The organism is Shewanella sp. WE21, assembly GCF_002966515.1.
Taxonomy (GTDB): domain Bacteria; phylum Pseudomonadota; class Gammaproteobacteria; order Enterobacterales; family Shewanellaceae; genus Shewanella; species Shewanella oncorhynchi.
Map to the genome: position 1 here is coordinate 1,263,201 of NZ_CP023019.1, position 19,274 is coordinate 1,282,474.

The 19,274-nt window shown below is 43.0% G+C and carries 17 protein-coding genes; 11 read left to right on the plus strand and 6 right to left on the minus strand.

Going from position 1 to position 19,274, the window contains the following annotated elements:
• Positions 1-371: 371 nt before the first annotated feature.
• Positions 372-737 carry a type IV pilin protein gene (locus CKQ84_RS05410; protein ID WP_105250405.1) on the plus strand — a complete coding sequence of 122 codons (366 nt, stop codon included), beginning with the start codon at positions 372-374 and terminating at the stop codon, positions 735-737.
• Between the two features lie 187 nt (positions 738-924).
• Here the strand turns inward: CKQ84_RS05410 and CKQ84_RS05415 are convergent, their stop codons facing one another.
• Positions 925-2,283: an O-antigen ligase gene (locus CKQ84_RS05415; protein ID WP_105250406.1), complete on the minus strand. Its 1,359-nt coding sequence runs from the start codon at positions 2,281-2,283 to the stop codon at positions 925-927.
• 429 nt (positions 2,284-2,712) lie between these two features.
• Between CKQ84_RS05415 and pilB the strand changes: the two genes are divergently transcribed.
• The 8 genes from pilB to CKQ84_RS05455 all read left to right on the plus strand — a co-directional run bounded on the left by pilB (position 2,713) and on the right by CKQ84_RS05455 (position 9,814).
• Entirely contained in the window at positions 2,713-4,425 is a 1,713-nt protein-coding gene (gene pilB, locus CKQ84_RS05420) for a type IV-A pilus assembly ATPase PilB (protein ID WP_105250407.1), read from the plus strand.
• A gap of 137 nt (positions 4,426-4,562) precedes the next feature.
• Positions 4,563-5,834, plus strand: a complete 1,272-nt coding sequence (locus CKQ84_RS05425; protein ID WP_105250408.1) for a type II secretion system F family protein — start codon at positions 4,563-4,565, stop codon at positions 5,832-5,834.
• A 41-nt stretch (positions 5,835-5,875) separates the two neighbouring features.
• The gene (locus CKQ84_RS05430) at positions 5,876-6,802 is read left to right on the plus strand and encodes an A24 family peptidase (RefSeq protein ID WP_105250409.1); all 927 of its coding nucleotides are present in this window, start codon (positions 5,876-5,878) and stop codon (positions 6,800-6,802) included.
• 148 nt (positions 6,803-6,950) lie between these two features.
• A complete protein-coding gene (coaE, locus tag CKQ84_RS05435; RefSeq protein ID WP_105250410.1) occupies positions 6,951-7,568 on the plus strand; it encodes a dephospho-CoA kinase in 618 nt (205 codons plus the stop codon).
• Positions 7,561-8,295, plus strand: coding sequence for a cell division protein ZapD (zapD, locus tag CKQ84_RS05440; RefSeq protein WP_105250411.1), 735 nt, complete (start codon positions 7,561-7,563; stop codon positions 8,293-8,295). Before coaE ends, zapD begins: the two co-directional genes overlap by 8 nt.
• A gap of 73 nt (positions 8,296-8,368) precedes the next feature.
• Positions 8,369-8,578, plus strand: a complete 210-nt coding sequence (yacG, locus tag CKQ84_RS05445; RefSeq protein WP_006083355.1) for a DNA gyrase inhibitor YacG — start codon at positions 8,369-8,371, stop codon at positions 8,576-8,578.
• 79 nt (positions 8,579-8,657) lie between these two features.
• Complete coding sequence (gene mutT / locus CKQ84_RS05450; RefSeq protein WP_105250412.1) at positions 8,658-9,050, plus strand: 8-oxo-dGTP diphosphatase MutT; 393 nt, start codon at positions 8,658-8,660, stop codon at positions 9,048-9,050.
• Positions 9,051-9,280: 230 nt separating this feature from the next.
• The gene (locus tag CKQ84_RS05455; protein WP_105250413.1) at positions 9,281-9,814 is read left to right on the plus strand and encodes a thioredoxin family protein; all 534 of its coding nucleotides are present in this window, start codon (positions 9,281-9,283) and stop codon (positions 9,812-9,814) included.
• Between the two features lie 66 nt (positions 9,815-9,880).
• Here CKQ84_RS05455 and CKQ84_RS05460 read toward each other — a convergent pair whose 3' ends face one another.
• Positions 9,881-10,807 (minus strand): exopolyphosphatase, encoded by a 927-nt coding sequence (locus CKQ84_RS05460; RefSeq protein WP_105250414.1) that lies wholly within the window; start codon positions 10,805-10,807, stop codon positions 9,881-9,883.
• Positions 10,808-12,124, minus strand: a complete 1,317-nt coding sequence (gene rhlB, locus CKQ84_RS05465; RefSeq protein ID WP_063884693.1) for an ATP-dependent RNA helicase RhlB — start codon at positions 12,122-12,124, stop codon at positions 10,808-10,810.
• Positions 12,125-12,276: 152 nt separating this feature from the next.
• Here rhlB and trxA point away from each other — a divergent pair, with 152 nt between their 5' ends.
• Both trxA and rho read left to right on the plus strand, forming a co-directional pair.
• Positions 12,277-12,603, plus strand: a complete 327-nt coding sequence (gene trxA / locus CKQ84_RS05470; RefSeq protein ID WP_105250415.1) for a thioredoxin TrxA — start codon at positions 12,277-12,279, stop codon at positions 12,601-12,603.
• A gap of 209 nt (positions 12,604-12,812) precedes the next feature.
• Positions 12,813-14,078, plus strand: a complete 1,266-nt coding sequence (gene rho / locus CKQ84_RS05475) for a transcription termination factor Rho (protein ID WP_105250416.1) — start codon at positions 12,813-12,815, stop codon at positions 14,076-14,078.
• Positions 14,079-14,177: 99 nt separating this feature from the next.
• Here the strand turns inward: rho and CKQ84_RS05480 are convergent, their stop codons facing one another.
• From CKQ84_RS05480 to CKQ84_RS05490, 3 genes are all read right to left on the minus strand, one after another.
• On the minus strand, positions 14,178-17,633 hold the full coding sequence (locus CKQ84_RS05480; RefSeq protein ID WP_105250417.1) for a zinc-dependent metalloprotease: 3,456 nt from the start codon (positions 17,631-17,633) through the stop codon (positions 14,178-14,180).
• 22 nt (positions 17,634-17,655) lie between these two features.
• Positions 17,656-18,525 (minus strand): hypothetical protein, encoded by an 870-nt coding sequence (locus CKQ84_RS05485; RefSeq protein WP_105250418.1) that lies wholly within the window; start codon positions 18,523-18,525, stop codon positions 17,656-17,658.
• 64 nt (positions 18,526-18,589) lie between these two features.
• Positions 18,590-19,009, minus strand: a complete 420-nt coding sequence (locus CKQ84_RS05490) for a hypothetical protein (RefSeq protein WP_105250419.1) — start codon at positions 19,007-19,009, stop codon at positions 18,590-18,592.
• Between the last annotated feature and the right edge of the window lie 265 nt (positions 19,010-19,274).

The window sequence follows — 19,274 nt, forward strand, 5'->3', positions numbered from 1 at the left end:
CCTCACCTAAGGTCAGCACTGGGATTCTTTTTAAAATTGCCTAGTTCACGTTTTTTGAGAGGCATATTTTTGAAAACGTTAGCCTAAGGTGCGGTTGCCGAAACAATTTATTCAAACAAGCGCTAACCCAGCATTAACTTAGTGCTAATTTAGCAAAGCTAGCTTGGATAAATCAGCATGAGTCATTACACATGGGTCATTCAAGATCATCGGTGTACTGTTAATGTTACATAGATCATATAAATGATTTTATTGACATAAATGAGTAATAAAGTTTGATGAGATAACACAATTTATAGAGTAAAACAGCGGTTAGGTTAAACACTCTATTCAACCACAGTAAGTCACTAAATAGTTAGCTGGAGAGAAAAATGAAGGCCATGAATTTAAACAAAGCATTAAATAAAAAAGCTCAGGGTTTTACTCTGATCGAACTGATGATCGTTGTCGCTATTATCGGCATCTTGGCAGCAATCGCATTACCCGCTTACAAAGATTATGTCAATAAAGGCAAAGTGAACTCATGCTTATCAGAAGCTGCTTCATTCGAAAAAGCATATGCAGCTGCTGTAATTGGTGATATCACCCCTCTACCTACATATGCTAAATCAGCTTGCAAAAGTGGACCAGCAACATTTGCAGCTACTGATGTAACAAGAACTTACATATCTCAAGCGGATCCCGTTAAAAATATTACGTGCACCATGGCAACAGCATCATGTGTGGCAGGTAGCTAGCAGCGGCTTGTTTGGTGAAAGAACACCTTGCTAGTTAAGGTGTTCTTTTTTACTTTAGTTAACTAGATGCTATTTGATGGTTGTATTCATATTAAAAACATATCTAATTGTTGGATTAATTCTTTTATAAAAAAGAAACGCTCTTGCACTTATCAAATTTTAATTCTAAAGATAGTCAAATTAAAAATCAATAACCAAGCAATCCATTCACCCACATCCTAGGAAATAAGGCAGGGAGCAACTCTTCATTCTTGTAAGTGTTCAATAACACAAACGCCATAACACTCACGACTAAAAACAATAACACCCTAACTACGACACTTGCTTTATAGCCACGACATGTACCATATTGCACTTGCATCGCGACCACAAATATCAACATTAATTGCGCAAAAGGCATAACAACCACACCACAAAACAAAGAATAACAAAGCCCAGATAGCAGAGCATAAATAATAGGAATGATCTCGACGTCGTTTGCTAGATATAAATATCGTAATTTCTTATAAATTCGACTCAATACCCAAGCTATGCAAACGATACTGCTGATAACGCCGTATTCATAAAGTAATTGCATTATAGAGTTATGTGGATGAGCATGTGGTAATGGTTTACCTTCAGCCCAAGTAAAACTCATCGGCCCAAAACCCAACCACAAACATTCGGGAATAGATTTAAGAACATACAGCCATAAATCTAACCTTCCAGAACTCCCAGTTCTAATCTGAAAACTTACACTGTCCATCAACCAGTATGGAATTATGATGATAAACACTAGCCATATGCAGATACCAAATAACATGGTTTGCAACATTGTCGAAATGAATTGTTTGCGGGTATTTGCATCTACAAAAAACAACAGCACGCCTGCCACTAACATGAGCGAGAGCATAGCTCCCCGGGCTTCAGTCTGTAACAACACAGCCCAATGTAGTGCAACAAAAACTATAGAGACTCGTTTGAACTTAGCTAAATCTTGAACAAAAAAAGGCAAAAAAAGCAGAGGTGTCACCATTACTTGCAGTTGGTTAAAAAAGCGGACATTCACATAACCCGTAAGCAAGCCATGAATATCGAAACTTTGTGCATCCGCATAAGAAAAGAATAAAAATAAAATATATTTAGCAAACGTCAATACAGAAAAAAATAAAACTCCCACATAAACTGTAAAATACAAGGTGCTACGCTTCATTGAGTTAATACTCAAAGCAAACAAGTAAAATGCTATTATGAGTATTCCAACATTAGTCATTTCAACAATTCCCCAAAAGGGATGTTTACTGAAAAAAGCAGATACAATAGCCAATACAAAAAAAATCGTTAAAGACACCTTGGTCAACCTTGAAAGCCTTATGAACTCAACATCCTTAACAAAACATAACCCCAACGAAGCAAACCAAATAAAGCCAATAACAAGAAAACGCTTTAGATCATACTCACTGTCGATACCAACATGATAAGAAAAGTTAAAAGAAAATACAGTCCCGAGCAGGAAAATACATGCAAATGTAATTAATAATCCCCAAGAATAAGCTCCCAATTGCATATACAGACTTCCTCAAAAAATTAGTGGCTATAACGTTATAATTTACTAATTATCATACAGATTTATGTTAATTCACTTCCATAATTTTCACCTAAGACTATAAAAATTTATAACTTCTTCTTTTTATTAAAACTTTAAAAATTCAAAATTTTTAAAGTTTTTTTGCTAAAAATAGAAATTAATGTCATACGGTACATCTCGGAGCTTCCTTGCTATACGTATGCTCCTAGACTCACGATGGCCACAACGATTGGGATCCACAGCAAGAAGTTGAAAATTAAGCAAATAATATTTTAAACCTCACTATATCAATGAACTTCCGCACCCATAAATTTGTTTGTTCCAAGGATAACTTTTTCATTAGACTAAATATGACAAAATGCTATAAAGACGTTATTATTTCAACACTTGTTTACAACTGGAGTCTCTATGCCATCTACAGGCCTGCATTTGGGGTTATCGACCCTGTTTATCCGTAAAGGTCTGCTAAATGAAGAGCAGATGGCGAATGCCATCACAAAATCCCGTCAAAATAAGCAAGCGTTAGTAAGCACTTTAGTTCAAAGTAAACTGGTTTCAGCCCGTGCCATTGCTGAGATGTGCTATGAGGAATATGGCACGCCACTACTCGATCTCAATGAGTTTGATCTTGCTTCCATTCCTGAGGACTTCCTCAACAAAAAACTGATTGAAAAGCACCGTTGCTTACCGCTGTTTAAACGGGGAAATCGCCTCTATATAGGCACATCCGACCCGACCAATATTGCCGCCCTCGAAGATTTCCAATTTAGTGCAGGCCTGCACGCCGAAGCGATTCTGGTTGAAGAAGATAAATTGGCTAAAGCGCTAGAAAAAATCCTCGAAGAAGACATCAGCGGCCTAGATTTAGGCGGCATGGATGAAGCGGCACTGGCGAGCATTGAAATTACCGACACTGACAGACGTAATGAAGAGTCCGCAGGCGAGGCCAGTGATGATGCACCTATTGTTATCTATATCAATAAAATTCTAACCGATGCCATTCGTAAAGGAGCCTCGGATTTACACTTTGAACCCTATGAAAAGCGCTACCGCATTCGTTTTCGCATCGACGGTATTTTACACGAAGTCTCTGAACCCCCTATAAGCCTTGCAGGTCGTTTATCAGCGCGCCTAAAAGTAATGTCGAAACTTGATATCGCCGAACGCCGCGTACCGCAAGACGGTCGGATCAAGATGAAGCTTTCCCGCACTAAGTCCATCGACTTTCGGGTCAGCACTCTACCGACCTTATGGGGCGAAAAAATTGTAATGCGGATCTTGGATTCTTCCTCCGCACAATTGGGCATTGAAAAGCTCGGCTACGAGCCCGACCAAGAAAAACTTTACCTTGAGATGTTAGCAAAACCCCAAGGTATGATTTTAGTGACCGGCCCAACAGGCTCAGGTAAAACCGTCTCACTCTATACTGGGTTAAATATTCTCAATACTGAAGAGCGTAATATTTCTACCGCCGAAGATCCGGTAGAAATAAACCTTGAAGGCGTAAACCAAGTCCACATTAACTTAAAAGCCGGTCTGACTTTCGCCTCCGCTTTACGTTCATTCCTACGCCAAGATCCCGATGTGGTGATGGTGGGTGAAATTCGCGATCTTGAAACCGCCGAGATAGCCATTAAAGCAGCACAAACTGGCCACTTAGTACTATCGACCTTGCACACAAACTCGGCCGCCGAAACCTTGACCCGTTTAATCAATATGGGCGTGCCCGGTTATAACATCGCCAGCTCAGTTAACCTGATTATTGCCCAGCGTTTGGCGCGTCGACTTTGCCCCGAATGTAAGCAAGCTGAAATCATCCCTGAGCATGAACTATTACGTTTAGGTTTTTCTCAAACACAAATTACACAAGGTTTTACCACCTTTAAACCTGTAGGCTGTGAACATTGCTCTGCAGGCTACAAAGGCCGGGTTGGTATTTACGAAGTGATGAAGATGTCCGATGAGATAGCGCGTACTATCATGGAAGGCGGTAACTCCTTACAAATCGCCTCCCAAGCTAAAGCGCAAGGGATGCGTGATTTACGTCAATCTGGATTATTGAAAGTGATTCACGGCGTAACTAGTATTGCAGAAGTCAATCGCGTAACCAGTTTTGGCTAAATCCAATCTTTTATATCTAAAATTTAGGCAATACCGTATTACTACTCGTATATTTGAATCTTAGAGTCCAAACTATTTCGCAAGCACAGCGTTCAGTTAACTAAAAATCTAGAACGATTTATTTACAGGGATAATTTATGGCTACGGCAACGACAACAAGAAAGTCTCGAACTAAGAAAGCCGAGCAAAAAAGCCAGCCCAAAATCTATACCTTCGAATGGAAAGGCGTTAACCGCGATGGAAAAAAAACGGCAGGAGAGCTTAGAGGTGCTACCGCAGCCGAAATCCGTAGCCAGCTTAAATCACAAGGAGTAAACCCTAAGAGCGTTCGTAAGCAGTCATCTCCACTATTTAAGTTAGGTGAAGCCAATATAACCCCTATGGATATAGCCATGATGACCCGTCAAGTCGCGACTATGTTGGCGGCAGGCGTTCCTTTGGTAACGACATTTGAACTACTCGGCCGTGGCCATGAAAAAGCTAAAATGCGGGAATTACTGGGTACTATTTTAACCGAAATTCAATCGGGTATTCCCTTATCCGATGCTATGCGCCCCCATAGACGTTACTTCGACGAACTATATGTAGACTTAGTCGCCGCGGGTGAGCATTCAGGTTCACTCGATTTGGTTTTCGATCGAGTCGCAACCTACAGAGAAAAAACGGAAGCGCTCAAATCAAAAATTAAGAAGGCCATGTTTTATCCTGCTGCAGTTGTAATTGTCGCTATTTTAGTTACGGTTTTGTTACTTCTTTTTGTGGTGCCACAGTTTGAAGATATTTTTAAAGGCTTTGGTGCAGAGCTACCCGCCTTTACGCAACTGGTACTGCATATTTCCCGCGGCTTACAATCCTCTTGGTATATCTTTTTAGCTGCCATTGTCGGCGGTGTATTTTTATTTGTACGTGCACATCGAAACTCGCAAATTTTACGGGATAGAGTCGATGAAGCCGTGCTTAAAATCCCAGCCATTGGACCGATTTTACACAAAGGCGCCATGGCACGTTTCGCCCGCACCTTAGCCACCACCTTTGCCGCAGGTGTGCCGTTAATTGATGGCTTAGAGTCCGCCGCTGGCGCATCGGGTAATGCCGTTTATCGTAAAGCCATATTGAATATTCGCCAAGAAGTCATGGCGGGAATGCAGATGAATGTCGCTATGCAAACCACTGGGCTCTTCCCCGATATGTTAGTGCAGATGGTGATGATAGGCGAAGAATCCGGCTCACTAGATAACATGCTCAATAAAGTATCAACCATCTACGAAATGCAAGTCGATGATGCCGTCGATGGCTTATCAAGTCTAATAGAACCGATTATGATGGTGGTTATCGGTACTGTTGTGGGTGGTTTGATTGTTGCCATGTACTTACCTATCTTCCAGATGGGTAATATTGTTGGCGGCTAATTATTACGCCTCACTTCCACAAATAATATATAAGAAATTGAATGACTGAATTTATTTCTCTTTTGAGCCACTCTCTAAACCAGAGTCCTTGGCTCTTTATTACGCTAAGCTTTATTTTTGCCGCCACCATAGGCAGTTTTTTAAACGTAGTGATCCACAGATTTCCTGTGATGATGAAACGGGAATGGCAGCAAGAATGTAATCAGTATTTGCAGGAATACCACGCTGAGATAGTCACAAAAATCGGTATTGATAAACTCAATACACCTATAGATAGCTTCCCCGAAAAATATAATCTCGTGGTGCCGGGCTCAGCCTGCCCTAAGTGCAAAACGGCGATTAAACCTTGGCATAATTTACCTGTATTCGGCTGGTTAATGCTCAAGGGAAAATGCGCCGCCTGTCACGCCCCCATTTCCGCCCGCTACCCAATAATTGAATTCATCACAGGGCTACTTGTTGCGACTTTAGCGTGGCACTTTGGTCCAAGCTGGCAATTTGTCTTTGCGAGCATACTGACATTTGTACTTGTCGCCCTTACAGGTATCGATCTTGATGAGATGCTGCTGCCAGATCAAATGACGTTACCGTTACTTTGGCTCGGCTTGATCATCAATCTAAATCATACCTTTGCGAGCCCAACCGATGCCGTTATCGGTGCGGCAGCTGGCTATTTAAGCTTGTGGTCCATTTTTTGGCTATTTAAGATCCTCACTGGCAAGGAAGGCATGGGCTATGGGGACTTTAAACTGCTCGCCGTTTTCGGTGCTTGGCTCGGCTGGCAAATGCTGCCGCTGGTCATTTTACTTTCGTCCTTAGTCGGAGCTGTCGTCGGTATCACTATGATTGTCAGTAAACGCCTCAAACAAGGTAATCCCATCCCATTTGGGCCTTATATTGCTGCCGCAGGCTGGATAGCCCTAATATGGGGTCAATCTATAGTGGATTGGTACTTAAGTACGTTATAGAACAGGCTTCACTTAAGGATAACGGAACGTTCGCAAGCTCACTCACTGAACGCTTCGCTTACCGTAAGGGCGAAGCCCGTTCCGTAGACTGTAAGGACGAAGTCCGTCCTAGCAGCGTAGCGTACTTCATAGCTTTTAAGAGAGTTTTATGTCCAAATTTATTGTTGGTTTAACGGGTGGGATTGGTAGCGGTAAAACGACTGTTGCCAATTTATTCGCCGCAGAAGGCATTACCTTAGTCGACGCTGATATCGTTGCCCGCGACGTTGTCGCTCAGGGTTCAAAAGGGCTTGAGACTATCGTTAGCCATTTTGGCATTGAGATGTTAACGCCTGAGGGTGAACTCGATCGCGCCAAACTGCGGCAACGGATATTTAGCCACCCTGAAGAACGTGAATGGTTAAACCGGCTATTGCACCCCATGATCCGCCAAGAAATGCTAGCGCAGGTAGAAAAAGCAACCTCAGCCTATGTAATTATGGTCGTGCCCTTGCTATTTGAGAACGGGTTAGATAGGTTAGTCAATCGGACTTTAGTGGTGGATATTTCGCCAGAGTTGCAAATCAGCCGCACCATAAAAAGGGACAATGTTGATGTATCTCAAGTAAATAACATCATTAATAGCCAATTGAGCCGCAGCGAAAAACTCGCCCGAGCCGACGACATTATTGATAATCAGGGAGAGATATCAACCTTAAAACGAGAGGTGCTAGCATTGCACCAACGCTATTTACAACTATCTGGTACTCATAACGCCCATGACTAAATTAGTTTACGAACAGCCCCTAAACGAGAAAATTCGCAGCTACTTGCGGCTCGAATACCTCGATAAACAGCTGCAAAGTAACCTAAGCAATGACCACCAACATAGATGTTTTTATCCGCTGTTTTCCCTCTGTGAATTGTCTGAACGCTGCGATTATCGCAATGAAGTATTAAAAGATATTGAGCGGCACTTGCTGCAACTGAACAAATGGCAAGAATTAGATCACGTCGACCACCAGCAAATCAATATCTATATCAACGCCCTCACCCAAGCCCGCGAACCGTTACAAAAGCCTGAACGCTTCGGCAGCCAATTAAAACAAGACAAATTTATTTCCGCACTACGACAACGCTTCGGCATGCCAGGTGCTTGCTGTAACTTCGACCTACCACAACTGCATTATTGGCTATCTAAACCTTGGGAAGAAAAACAGCACGATTATCGCTCTTGGATAGCGCATTTCGAACCTTTGCTCACCCCCATCACACTATTACTCCAACTCACCCGCAGTACAGCCCATTACGACAATGCCGTTGCCCATGCTGGCTTTTATCAAGGTGACAGTGCCCAAGCACTTGCTTTGGTAAGGGTTAAAGTTGATGCTTCCCACGGGTGTTATCCTACGATTAGCGGCCATAAAAACCGTTTCGCTATCCATTTTGTGCAGTTTGAACAACAACGTCACTCCGACCGTTCAATTGATTTCTTACTGGCTACCTGTGCATGAAGCCTTTACACTAATGGCCTGAAAGACATTCGTATTGGCGGCCGCTTTATCGCCGTTAACCAAGAGAACAATTATGCCATTGACCGTTAACTGCCCTATTTGCAAAGCCCCTGTCGAGTGGGTGCCACAATCTGCATTTAAACCTTTTTGCAGCGAGCGCTGTAAGTTGATCGACCTCGGCGATTGGGCGTCAGAAAAACACGTCATCCCAGTCAAAGCCGAATTTGATCCAGAAGCATTTGATGAATTTGATCTCGATGAAGGCGATTTTTTTAAAGAGTAATTTGTGGGTTTATACACGAATCACTCAGCTCAAGCCTTTAATGCACTTACTTTTACCCACTCATTAATCGATAAATATTATGACTAAACGCATCCATGTTGCCGTCGGCATTATTACTAACTCGGCCGGTGAAATTCTGTTGGCAAAACGCCCAGATCATTTACATCAAGGTGGGAAATGGGAATTTCCTGGCGGTAAAGTTGAGACTGGCGAAACAGTCACTCAGGCATTGATCCGTGAACTCAAAGAGGAAGTTGCACTCGATGTCACCGATAGTCAGCCATTTATGGCGTTGAGTTTCGATTATCCCGATAAACAAGTGCTACTCGATATCCATTCAGTCACAGAATTTAACGGCACAGCTCAAGGCCTCGAAGGTCAGCTTATCGCTTGGGTCCCTAAAACCGACTTAACCAATTACGACTTCCCCGAGGCTAATAAGCCTATTCTTGAAAAAATTCTGGCTCAGTAATCCAGCAATTTACCTTATCCTCTCAATGTGTTCTGTCCCCGAATCACGATTCGGGGATGAACTTTTTCAATGCCTTAACTCCGAAAAACATGTAATTATGTGATCGTTAAGCTGATAGATATTAGCAATGCGTGATCTTGCTTGCAGCAAATCAATTAATCGCTTTAATCGTATCCAGAATAATGTTTGAATCGAATTTCATTCTTTCTCTTCGATTTCGAGGGCGCATCATGCACAATAACGTTAAGGCATTCCTAGCTACTACCGCCTTATTTTTTAGTTGTCAGGTACTAGCCAATGGTGGCTGTGGATTTGAACAACAACAGGGTTTAATTGCGACCTGCAGTGAGGAGAAACAAGAAGTGATTTTAACTGGCATAGTAGAAGCACAACATTTAGTCACAGATCTCAATGAGTTTGCCGAAGGGTATAAAACCTATCAAGTCGATACCACTGCAATCACCCCACTTAAAAGCATCACTAAACCTACAGAAATTGTAGTGATCATTGGTACTTGGTGCCCAGATTGTCACCGGGAAACGCCGCGCTTTATCCGTATTATGGAAGAAGTCGCTAATCCCAATATTAAAGTGACCTATATTGGTGTCGACCGAACGAAAAAAGATCCCGAAGGCTTAGCCGCAAAATACGACTTTACCCGCATTCCAACCTTTATTGTACTGCAGCAAGGTAAAGAAGTTGGCCGCATAGTAGAACGTCCAACGGTTTCCTTAGAAAAAGATCTCGCCGATTTATTGAAATAATCGCCACAGTACAAACAATAAAGGCCGCATCGCGGCCTTTGGTTTTTATCATGTTTCAATAAAAAATTAGCTGACTTCGTCAATAATCCGCTGAGCTAACATCACTAAAACACCTTCACGTAACGCGCCGCCAGATAAGGCTAAATGCTCGATCCCCAGCAACTCAAACAAGGCCAATAAAATAGCGACACCCGCAGCAAAAGTCGGTGCTCGCTCGCTGCAAAGCCCAGCAATCCCCATTAAGCTAATATCTTCTTGAGTGAGGATCTCAGCCTTCAACTGAGTAAGCACATCGAGTGTGATAGTTTCAGATAACCCTCGGTGGAGTAGCACTTCTACCACGGACTGTACAGCCCCGGAGGCACCAACGACACAATGCCAACCAAGATCACGTAGGGTTTGTCTATGCTCAGCTAATGCGGTTAGCACTTGCTGCTTAGCATCATCGAAATCTAACTGCTGCAGCGGCAAACTGCTGAAAAATTGGCGATTATAAGTCACGCTACCAAAGGGCAAACTGGTTTTGAACAGCACTTGATGCCCATCGCCAATGATAAACTCTGTACTCGCCCCACCGATATCAATAACCAAGCGACGGCCTTGACCACAAGTGGTCGCCACCATACCTTGATAGATGAGCTCTGCTTCACGCATACCAGAGATAATTTCGATCGGATGACCTAAGAGTGGCAATGCACGCTGATTAAACTCATCAGCATTGCTAATACTGCGAAGAGTTGCAGTTGCAATCACAGCAACATGGTTTGCTTCAATCTTATGTTGCACCAACATCTGGGCAAACATACTCAAACAGTCGAGGCCGCGCTGCATGACATCGGGGCTTAATTTGCCATCGTTGCCTATGCCTTCGGCGAGCCTCACCTTGCGTTTATATTTCGCAATAATATGCGGCTGACCACCACGCGTTTTGGCGATCAGCATATTAAAACTATTTGAGCCTAATGTTATAGCGGCATAAGCGGGTGTTGGCATTTACGAATGTCTACGTGTCCTATCATGACGAGGAGGGCGAGCACCACTGCGTTGAGCACCTGGGCGGCTTGCCCCTGAACGATCACGCAAGTTTCGAGTGCCGCTAGGGTGTTTACGGTGGATCTTCGCTGGCGTAGGAATATCGGCCAGTAAAGCTTCACTGTCGTAATTACTTACTGGAATCGAATGATTGATATAGCTTTCGATTGCAGGCAAGTTCAATGCGTACTCTTCACAGGCAAAGCTTATCGACATGCCTTTGTTACCCGCACGACCCGTACGACCGATTCGGTGAACATAGTCTTCGCAATCATCAGGTAAATCATAGTTATACACGTGTGAAACGTCAGAAATATGTAAACCACGAGCCGCAACATCAGTAGCAACCAATATATCTAGCTGGCCACTGGTAAATTGCTCAAGGATACGAATACGCTTTTTCTGTGGCACATCACCCGTTAATAAACCCACACGATGTCCGTCACCTTCAAGCCAAGACCAAAGCGTTTCACAACTGTGCTTAGTGTTGGAGAAAACGATGGCTTTTTCTGGCCAATCTTCTTCAATCAAGGTCAACAGCAAACGCATCTTCTCTTCTTGGGAAGGATAGAAGATTTCTTCTTTGATGTTTTTGGAGGTTTTTTCTTCGGGGGCGATTTCAACTTTAACGGGCTCATTCATATGATCATAAGCCAGCTCTTGTACTTTCATGGACAAGGTTGCCGAAAATAACATATTAAGACGTTGATTTGCCTCAGGCATACGTCTAAATAAGAAGCGAATATCTTTAATAAAACCAAGATCAAACATACGATCGGCTTCATCAAGTACCACAGCCTGAATTGAATTCAAGCCAATAATACCTTGGCGAACGTAGTCGATAATTCGACCCGTTGTACCAATCAAGATATCAACACCTTGATCTAATACTTTACGCTGCACATCGTAACTTTCACCGCCATAAACAATACCCACCTTTAAGTGTGTGTGCTTAGCGAGTAAAATCGCATCTTTGGCAATCTGAATCGCCAGTTCGCGAGTCGGGGCCATAATGATGGCGCGGGGCTGATTAATCAGTCGACCTTCAGGTATGGGAGTCGATAATAAATGATTAAACGTGGCGACCAAAAAGGCCATTGTCTTACCAGTGCCCGTTTGTGCTTGGCCTGCGATATCTTTTGATTGGAGTAATACAGGCAGTGATAACGCCTGGATCGGCGTACAAAATTCGAAGCCGTTCTCGGCAAGGGCCTGTTTAACCTCAGGATGTAGAGGTAGGTCGGCAAACCTTTGGGTAGATAGATGTGTTTCGCTCATAGCGCAAGCTTACCTGTTGAGGTTGCAATAAGATACTCGATCGTTTGAAATAGCCACATTGTAAAAAGGTAACTTGAAAAGCTATTTTTCAGCCCCAATATACATGGTAAGCCATTAACAAACCAGCAATGGCACCCAAACTGGAGAACATCATGAGCGATAAAATTATATACCTGAGTGACGACAGCTTCGAAAACGACGTATTAAAGTCTGATTTGCCAGTATTGGTAGACTTCTGGGCCGAGTGGTGTGGTCCTTGTAAAATGATCGCTCCAATTTTAGACGATGTGTCTGAAGAATATGCCGGTCGCTTGACTATCGCTAAATTAAACGTTGACCAAAACAATGTTTCTCCAGCGAAATATGGCGTTCGTGGCATCCCAACTTTACTGCTATTCAAGAACGGCGAATTAGCCGCGACTAAAGTTGGCGCACTCTCAAAAACGCAATTGAAAGAGTTTATTGACGCTCAAATCTAATTTGACGTCGTAATGAGTGACCTCCGGCACAAGCTATAAATTAATTGTGCCGGAATTTCCCTAAATTTCTGGACGCCCCGCTTTGTTAGTGCTACTTTAATAACCAGATTCTTTCTAATAACCTCTTCTCGCTCGTCAATCACTATCCTGAATTACATCCTTACTGATTGATCGCGGTAAGCTTTGTCGCGTAACACAAGACCCCCAAAATGAACTTAACTGAATTAAAAGACACGCCGATTTCTGACCTAGTCTTACTAGCTGAAAATATGAAGCTCGAAAATATGGCCCGCGCTCGCAAGCAGGACATTATTTTCTCAATCCTTAAAGCCCACGCAAAAAGTGGAGAAGACATTTTCGGTGGTGGGGTATTAGAAATACTCCAAGACGGTTTCGGCTTCTTACGCAGCTCAGACGGTTCTTATTTAGCTGGTCCAGATGACATCTATGTCTCACCAAGCCAAATTCGCCGCTTCAACATGCGAACGGGTGATACCATTTTTGGTAAAATTCGCCCACCAAAAGAAGGCGAGCGTTATTTTGCTCTATTGAAAGTCAACGAAGTTAACTTCGATAAACCAGAAAACTCCCGTAATAAAATCCTCTTTGAAAACTTAACCCCACTCCACGCAGAAGAACGTATGCGTATGGAGCGCGGCAACGGCTCAACTGAAGATATTACCGCGCGTATTCTGGATTTATGCTCACCGATTGGTAAAGGTCAACGTGGTTTGATCGTTGCACCACCAAAAGCCGGTAAAACGCTATTACTCCAAGGTATTGCTCAGAGCATCAGCTACAACAACCCAGAAGTGGTGTTGATGGTATTGCTGATCGACGAACGCCCAGAAGAAGTAACAGAGATGCAACGCCTCGTTAAAGGCGAAGTTATCGCATCAACCTTCGATGAGCCAGCCAGCCGTCACGTTCAAGTTGCCGAAATGGTGATTGAAAAAGCAAAACGTTTGGTTGAGCACAAGAAAGACGTCGTTATCTTACTCGATTCGATTACCCGTTTAGCCCGTGCTTATAACACTGTTATCCCATCATCGGGCAAAGTGTTAACTGGTGGTGTAGATGCTAACGCCCTGCACCGCCCAAAACGCTTCTTCGGTGCGGCACGTAACATCGAACACGGCGGCAGCTTGACCATTATCGCCACAGCCTTGGTAGATACAGGTTCTAAGATGGACGAAGTGATCTACGAAGAATTTAAAGGTACAGGTAACCAAGAGCTACATTTGTCACGTAAAGCGGCAGAAAAGCGCGTGTTCCCAGCCATTGACTTCAACCGCAGCGGTACGCGTCGTGAAGAAAAACTCACGACTCAAGAAGAACTGCAAAAAATGTGGATCCTGCGTAAGATCCTCAATCCTATGGATGAAGTCAGCGCAATGGAATTCTTAATCGATAAATTGGCGATGACCAAGACTAACGAAGAGTTCTTTACCGCCATGAAACGCACTAAGTCTTAAGCCATACAAGATTGCATGAATAATAAGGCCGCTCACTGAGCGGCCTTTTGTTTATGTATTAAAAAAGCCGCGGGTGCGGCTAATCTTGATTCAAGTGACTTAATCAAGTACAGGTAAGTAACTGAGCACTAACTGATCTCGACTTAGCTGGCTATCAATGATCTCCCCTACTGTGCCATTGTTTAACTTGATGGCAAGCGTGGCCTCCCCGGCTTGCGCCTTAAAGGTTTCCATCTCTTTAATTCGGTTAATCAGCGCGAGTGCTAAGGTGTTTTCTGCGGTTGCCGCGTACACTCGGCCATTTACCGTCACTTCTGCTTGAGTAGCCAATGCTGGGCCAGCTAAACGAATACCAACATATTCACGCCATACCCTAGCTTTTTGCTCGCCTTGATAATCACTGTCAACGGATGCAAGCACCACTTGGCGTAATATCATCTGCAGTAAATTACTCTTACCTTTTGGCTGCCCGTTAACAGTATCGAATTGGAAGTAACGTGATACCGAACGGTCATAATTAGGTAATGGCTCAATACTTTGTTGCGCAAAATCAGTGTAATAAGGCAAATAGCTATCGAGCTTACCACTCACGCCACAGCTTTCGGTAAAGAGGGGTGCATTACCACGAGTCAGCCCTGGGCCTTCGCCCATGGTCATCTTACACAACATATCTTTGAACACCGGACCCACATTAGGTAAATCAACCAATGCTTTATAACCAAGACTCGATGTACTACGTGGGGTGGTACGTGATACTAAGGCTCTCACGGCTAACAATTTATCTGGCCACACCCCCAAGACGTCGCGCTCATTCACATAGGGATGGTTAGGTGAGGATGCAGGCGTTTTAATACCGTTGAGTAAGCGACCCGAAAAGCTGACATCCGCCGTTAATAAATCCTGAAATTTAGGATTAATTTGCGATTTAATGATCAGCTCTTTCAAGGCTTCAGGAGAATCAGAGAACTGACTTATCACCTCACCTGGCTCAAACTTCGCCTTCATATCGCCGCTTTTAAAACGATATTGTTCAAGCACTTTGCCAAAATTGTACTGCTGTCTTAAGGCCACGCTGCCATCGGCTTGCTTGTATGTCACATCGAGGGTCGCATCATTTTCTCCCACCAGCTTAAGGAAGAAATCTGCCGACTGATTCATCGCCCGCTGATTCGCGCAATACCAAGCCTCGCTACCTGCCGCCGCCAATCGTTCGCATTCACCAGCGAAAAAGTTTTCAGATAGACCAAATAATTGCTCGAAAAAGCTCACATCTTCAATGAATTGACGTATTTCATCAAACTGAGCTTTACGATTAATGGCGTAACTTAGGCTATGATCTTCAAATAAAGATTGACGATTATGGCGTAAGTTCATGGTCTCGTAGCTATCAAAATACTTCTCGATATAGAACTGATTAATATCATCTAAGTTTTTACCTGCATCACCACGATTACAGTTGCTGTTAAGGGACACATGTTCATCAGTGCAGTAAGAATACTGACGTAGGCTATTGTTTTGCTCAATGTTATAGAGCACACCAAATCGAGTATCTCCATTAACAACCCCTTTGGCGAGTTCGTCACGGCGTTTGACATCTTCCGCTTTGAGCGACACAAATTCGTTGGCCTTCGTTTCTACTTCACGGGCATAACCAAAACGTAACGCGGCTAAGTCATAGGGTTCAAACGTGGTCGCAAACCGATTCACGTTGTAATCCATTTGGCTGGAAAACTCGGCATTAACGGTAATTTCTGGGTAACCCGCATCGCTAAAGGCGACTTTTAACTCCGTCAGTTGCGCTTGGTTAAAGGTATTGTCGTGGTCGCGACTCCCAGCAAAGTTATGCCTTAAGCCAAAGGTATGTCCTAACTCATGGGTTAAGGTGCCAGCAAATGCTTGCGCGGCTAGGGCTGTCGTTAAGGAGTCTTGTAAACTTATGGGCAGATCTTCAAATGCCGCTAACTTACCGCCCACTTTGCCATCAACCCACATTTCAGCTTTTTTCCAGTCAATTTCATGACCTTTGATGCCGCGAGGTAATTCACGATCACTACCACCCGTAGCAAACACGGTATCCACATGCATCATTGAGTTTTCAGACCAAAACGCTTGTGTTTTTTCATCAAAATCCGCTAAGGCATCGAAACTATTATCCTTGGGAGTTAATAACATCGATTTGGGTGCAGCGATAAGTTGCTGAGTGGGTTGCTCAAATGCTGCCTCAACAGGCACGTTATCTAGGCTGACATCAGGCTTGTCCAAACGAGCGACATATGGCTCACCCGTTAACGACGTCACTGAATTCGCGTCCAATTTGCCTCTGTTATAATCTAAACGCACTTGGCGATAGTAACGTACTGCGCCTTGTTTTAGATTCGAGCTGTATTGATTGACTCGCGCACTAACAATTTCACCTGTTAGCGGGTTTGCCGCTGATGGACCATAACCCGCCAAACCATTATCCAAAGGCTCATCGAATAAAGTGATGTTGCTATAACGTAGGTCGCCATGGCGTTTATCGTTGGCTTGCTCAAGTTTTATCTGTGGAAAACCGGTTTTATACAGCTTGTTTTGAATGTTAATTGCCGTAACAGACTCAATGGCAGCATCCAAAAAGGGTTTATTTTTCGCATCGTAGAAATTATTACTCAGGTAATAAGTCAGTTCCGATTTGGCCGGATTGAAGCGATTCAAGTAAGTTCGCACATACCCGTCAACGCCCTCAGAATCAGTAGCATCACGATAGGTATGGGAGGAGGTAAAGAAACCAAATGCGCCCTTTTCATTTTCGGCATAGGGAATCGCTTGATAGTCTTTACTGGCTAACTGATCCACCGCCACAATCGAAATAAACTCGGTGGTCGTAAAGGATAGGTTGTCGAGGTTGCCACCGTAAAATTGGTTAAAGCAACTTGGTGAAGCTTGATAGGTATGCTCAATTTCAAAGTTAACCACGCCCTTAGCTAAATCCATCTCATAGCCTTTTTGGCCTTGAGTATTCACTAGACGCGGGGCTTCTGTTTCAGTAACGCATTCTCCAAAGGTGAAAATGTCATTAATGCTCAACTCGGCAATTTTGGCTTTGGCAAAATCAGGGACAAAATAGCGCTTATCCTGCCATGTTAAATTAGCATCTGTATTAACTTGCTCAACGTTAACGCACTCACGCCATTTATCTTCGGTACATTTAAAGTCGATATATTCGCCAGGAATGGTTAACACTGGCGCTTGGTTATACTCATTAGGATAACGACTGTCATGGCCTAGTCCGATATTATCTCGGTCAATTTGACGTACTTGGATACCATTCTCTGTTTTATGCAAGGTCACCAACTTAGGATCACCTTGGGTAAAACCTCGCACCTCGGCAGCATAACGCGGAGCCTTACCCACGCTGCGAATGTAGAGATATTGCCGCTCAGTTGCTTTATCGATGTCGGCAGTGGTGACTTGCTTTTCATCTTTCGGGAGTTCTTTATAAGGCTCATCGCCGGCACCACACCCCACAAGGGTCAGTGCACTGGTGATCGCCAGACATAGCATGGACTTCTTCATAGATTCCTCTTAACTACTGTTTTTATAGATATTTAGTAATTGACAAATAAAAGGTTGAACTCTTTTTGTCATAAATCTCAAATCCCTGAGATGTCCCCACTTCTGGGTTATAGAAACGACCACTATTGTTGTGACCAACAGCCAACACCCAATCAGGCTTAAACGACCAGCCAAGTTCTTGGGCAAAGGTAAATTGATCATCGAGTCGACGACCGTAATAGTTTTTGGAAATCCGATAACGACCACTGATATCCAAATACCAATTGGCCGTTATTTGCCAATAAGCATCGAGTAATCCATCGAGTTGCTGTTCAACTAACACGCGTTCACCAGCGGTTTTGTATTGGTAAGCGTTGTAGCGATAGCGCGGTGAAAAATAAAAACTTAGGTTATCTAGCGGGCTCCAAAATAAGTACGCGGCAATGCGCGGCGCATATTGCAACCTATCTAGTTTTGATTCACATTCTGCGGGCAGATACACACCTAAACTGCCTTTCAATGAGACGGTATCGGTTAAGGCATACAGTGGCGTGCGGTACTCCAGCAAAGGATCATAAAAACTGGACTCTTTGCCATGTAGTGTTTGCTTTTCACCCCCAAGGGTAAACAGCACATTGCCCCAATTTGCCTTGTAATCGATACGGCTATCGATGTTGTAGGCTTGATAGGCGTAATAACTTTCCGAGTCATAAATGTTTCGCGTAAAACCCACATTAACGTAGCCAGACCATTTTGCTGCTTGTGCATCCGTTGCTAGCTCAAATTCATTGACGGCCAATGCTTGACCGACAAAGGAGAAACTGGCCAGCATCACTTGCACGCAGAAAAGCACAGACCATTTATTTCGTCGACGAGAAATCGACGAATAATATTGATTATTCGTTGGTTGCATAATAAAACCTTGATTTATATTTTTAATGAAAAATCTTGATAGTGAGCATGCGCTCTATTTAACGCTAGGATGTACTTGCTTGAATTGATTTCATCCAATTAAGTAAAACTGAATAATAGTTTTCTATATTAGTAATATAACTACGTATAAATATGGTTAAGACGAAATAAATAAAACCAAAAAAAATGAAAAAAGACGCTCCCCAAAATATGCTTTCAAAATCCGTTTGGGCAAACCCAGTCCAAAGGGGAGCGCTATATTCACCAACTATTACTATTGACTGATGGCTAACAGGTTCACAGTGAAACTCCAACACTGAAGCCATTGATAAATAATTATTTTTAATAACACAAGAATCAGACAACGCGGCAATATTCACAGGTGATCTCACCCATAATATTCCAAATATCAGCCACTCACCCACAGCGAAAAGAAAACGCTTTGGTATTTTTAGATATTTTTTTATGGCTAATTTCGTTAACATTGCTCGTCAATACGTCATGCTATAAATAATCTCCACTGCGACATCACAGCCAAAGATACAAAAAGATACATCTGTTGCATCATACGCACGAACAAAAAATATTTACAACTCACACAAGAGCTAACTCATATTAAATTAAAATAAATATGAGTTAGATCAGAAAAAACCAGAAAAATTAAACATAAAAAAACACAATGAGCAACAACTAAGCCCACCAAGAAAAACAATTTAGAAAACTTTATTTATAAATAAATAACAACATGCA

Excerpts from the sequence above, each read along its gene's own strand:
- CKQ84_RS05410 (WP_105250405.1), top strand. The coding sequence starts at position 372 with ATGAAGGCCATGAATTTAAACAAAGCATTAAATAAAAAAGCTCAGGGT.
- trxA (WP_105250415.1), top strand. The coding sequence starts at position 12,277 with ATGAGCGATAAAATTATATACCTGAGTGACGACAGCTTCGAAAACGAC.
- CKQ84_RS05480 (WP_105250417.1), bottom strand. The coding sequence starts at position 17,633 with ATGAAGAAGTCCATGCTATGTCTGGCGATCACCAGTGCACTGACCCTT.
- zapD (WP_105250411.1), top strand. The coding sequence starts at position 7,561 with ATGACTAAATTAGTTTACGAACAGCCCCTAAACGAGAAAATTCGCAGC.
- coaE (WP_105250410.1), top strand. The coding sequence starts at position 6,951 with ATGTCCAAATTTATTGTTGGTTTAACGGGTGGGATTGGTAGCGGTAAA.
- mutT (WP_105250412.1), top strand. The coding sequence starts at position 8,658 with ATGACTAAACGCATCCATGTTGCCGTCGGCATTATTACTAACTCGGCC.
- yacG (WP_006083355.1), top strand. The coding sequence starts at position 8,369 with ATGCCATTGACCGTTAACTGCCCTATTTGCAAAGCCCCTGTCGAGTGG.
- CKQ84_RS05485 (WP_105250418.1), bottom strand. The coding sequence starts at position 18,525 with ATGCAACCAACGAATAATCAATATTATTCGTCGATTTCTCGTCGACGA.
- CKQ84_RS05430 (WP_105250409.1), top strand. The coding sequence starts at position 5,876 with ATGACTGAATTTATTTCTCTTTTGAGCCACTCTCTAAACCAGAGTCCT.
- rho (WP_105250416.1), top strand. The coding sequence starts at position 12,813 with ATGAACTTAACTGAATTAAAAGACACGCCGATTTCTGACCTAGTCTTA.
- CKQ84_RS05460 (WP_105250414.1), bottom strand. The coding sequence starts at position 10,807 with ATGCCAACACCCGCTTATGCCGCTATAACATTAGGCTCAAATAGTTTT.
- CKQ84_RS05455 (WP_105250413.1), top strand. The coding sequence starts at position 9,281 with ATGCACAATAACGTTAAGGCATTCCTAGCTACTACCGCCTTATTTTTT.
- CKQ84_RS05425 (WP_105250408.1), top strand. The coding sequence starts at position 4,563 with ATGGCTACGGCAACGACAACAAGAAAGTCTCGAACTAAGAAAGCCGAG.
- pilB (WP_105250407.1), top strand. The coding sequence starts at position 2,713 with ATGCCATCTACAGGCCTGCATTTGGGGTTATCGACCCTGTTTATCCGT.
- CKQ84_RS05415 (WP_105250406.1), bottom strand. The coding sequence starts at position 2,283 with ATGCAATTGGGAGCTTATTCTTGGGGATTATTAATTACATTTGCATGT.
- rhlB (WP_063884693.1), bottom strand. The coding sequence starts at position 12,124 with ATGAGCGAAACACATCTATCTACCCAAAGGTTTGCCGACCTACCTCTA.
- CKQ84_RS05490 (WP_105250419.1), bottom strand. The coding sequence starts at position 19,009 with ATGTTAACGAAATTAGCCATAAAAAAATATCTAAAAATACCAAAGCGT.